The organism is Pseudomonas sp. 05T35 (assembly GCF_056396605.1).
This window is the reverse complement of the sequence record NZ_JBFTLU010000578.1, coordinates 1-2,353: the sequence shown is the minus strand read 5'-3', so window position 1 is coordinate 2,353 and position 2,353 is coordinate 1. Positions and strand designations below refer to the sequence as shown.

Below are 2,353 nucleotides of genomic sequence, written 5' to 3'. Positions count from 1 at the left end.
GCGATATGGTCTGGTGACTGCGCTGGAGCGGGCTTCAATCAAGCGCGGCGTCCGATTGTTCGTCGGGCGGGATTTTCCGACATCCGACTACCTCCACAAGCAGGCGCTCGACAAGCTCTACAGCTGCGCGCATTTGGAGCTGCCCTGGACAGACTTTGAGCAGTATCTGGAGCAGCACCCCAAGCGCAAAAGCATACGCCGTGATATGCGATCGCTTGAAAAGGCAGGCTACCGTCTTGAAATTCGCGAGGGTCAGGCACTGTCGATTGATGAAGCGCAGCGCTTGCACGCCTTATGGTTACAGCTGTATCGCAAACATCACTCGCCTGACCAAATCATGGTCACCGAAGATTTCTTTCTGCAAATGAGCCAGCTCGACCATGCGGTGTGGTTGCTGCTGCGCAAGGAAGGACGTATTGATGCGTTCGACCTCTGTTTTGTTCTGGGCGACCATCTGGAGTCCACCTATTGCGGTGTGGATCTGGAGGCAACGAGTCGCCTGTCCATCCACCGCGCAATGGGCTACCAGATCGTTCGCCACGCCATCGGCAAAGGATTGCGCAGCATTAACTTTGGTATTTCCAACGAACAGGGCAAAGTCGAAATGGGCTGTCGCCTGCAAGCCTGTTACGCCTGGATGCAAGCCAATCCCAAGTGGCTCGGACGACTGCTTCGCATGCTCCTGCGTCGATTTGTGCTCAAGCACGACCAGGACAAGCTCGCGCTGGAAAACCTGACTGTGGAAGACCAGCGGTGAAGCGGCTGCTACACAAACATGGCACCGGTCTTTTGCTCTTGACCGGTCTGCAGTGGGTGATTTCGGTGGCGGATTGGATGCTGATCGTGCTGCTGCAGATCGTGGTATTCGATCTGACCCAGTCGGCGTTCAACATCATGTTGCTGGTCATTTGCGAGTTGATCCCGATGCTGCTGTTCGGCGCATGGGCCGGTGCAGTGGCCGATCGCACCGATCTCAAACGGGTACTGGTCTGGGCCTGTGTGGCGCGTCTGTTCATCATCCTGGCACTCTTGCTGCCGGCGATGCGTGGGCAGCTTATCCCTATCCTTGCCATTGCTGCCCTGGCGGCGACATGCAACCGGTTCTTCGTGCCGGGTGCCAGTGCCTTATTACCCAGCCTGGTTTCGGCAGATCGGCTACCCGCTGCCAACGCCATTATCATGGCCGCGCGCATGTCAGGGATGGCCATCGGTACGCTGTTGGCTGGCGTGCTGGCCAGTCACTACGGGCATGTGGTGGCGGTTGTGGTAATTGGAGTGCTGCTGCTCATCGCCAGTGTCTTGTGTGTGTTGTTGCCCTCGCTCCATGTCAAGCGGGAGCAGGCCGATGAAGCAGGTATCTGGCGCGATTTGCGCACGGCGGTTTCACGCTATGGAGCCAGCCTGATACTGCCCATGACGGCCAGTATGCTGGTGATGCTGGCCCTTGGCAGTTTTGAGATTCTTGCGCTTGTCTATGTGGTCCAGGTGCTGGAACGTCCACCGGCCGATGTCGGGTTGCTATTCGGCGCCTATGGTGTCGGCATGTTGGCTRGACTTGCTTTGTCGTCATGGTCCCGTGTCGTGCAGCAATATGGCGCATGGATGTTGATCAGTCTGACCCTGATATGTGCCTCTATCTGGGTTGTATCGCAAGTCGACAGCCTCGGTTTGGCATTGCCGTTGGTGGCTGTGACGGGGCTGGCGGAGGGGCTGGTCATTACCCTGAGCCTGTTGCGCATCTATCAACAGGTTGCTGGGGATTTCTATGCCCGTGTGATTGCATTGCTGGATACCGGCACAGGCGCGGCCTTTCTTGTTTCGGTCATGCTGACAGGCGTCGTGGCCGATAAGGTACCGGCAAACATCTTGCTGGAAGGGCTTGCCATGACGCTCACCGGCTTGCTGCTGTTGGGGGGCATTGTGATGAAGGTGAGTACAGCCTGGCTTCACCTGAATAAGGTGGCGCCAGGATAGAAAACCGTTAATCACGCATAGCACTGACGCCCGCTCTTTTGAAGGACACCCTCATGCGGCTGCCAACGCAGCGGGCGAATGCGATTGCGCAGCTGCCGCCCCATACACTCTCGGCCCGGATGGGGAAGTGCTACGTCTTGAATGGGGTCATTCCAGACGATGGGGGAGAGTAGAAATACGACGACAAGGAAAGCTACCTGGGACAGGTAGAACGCCTCCAACCACTGCTGCTTCAATGCGACGTAAAACGCGTAACTATCGATCCAAGATCAAGATAATAATTTCTCTTTCGCTAGGAGCTATGGCCGCATTTTCAAATGCAGGGTAAACATCTGTTGGCGCCGTCCACTTATTCCTTGCAATCCGCCCTACGCAGGAC

2 protein-coding genes are annotated in these 2,353 nt (G+C 56.7%); both read left to right on the top strand.

Features of this window, described 5'->3' with window-relative positions; all coding sequences use genetic code 11:
- On the top strand, nt 1–757 hold a 757-nt coding region (locus AC1DH9_RS27470; protein ID WP_477809166.1), incomplete at its 5' end, for a GNAT family N-acetyltransferase.
- Nucleotides 754–1,974 carry an MFS transporter gene (locus AC1DH9_RS27465; RefSeq protein WP_477809165.1) on the top strand — a complete coding sequence of 407 codons (1,221 nt, stop codon included), beginning with the start codon at nt 754–756 and terminating at the stop codon, nt 1,972–1,974. The genes AC1DH9_RS27470 and AC1DH9_RS27465, both read left to right, overlap by 4 nt.
- Nucleotides 1,975–2,353: the final 379 nt, after the last annotated feature.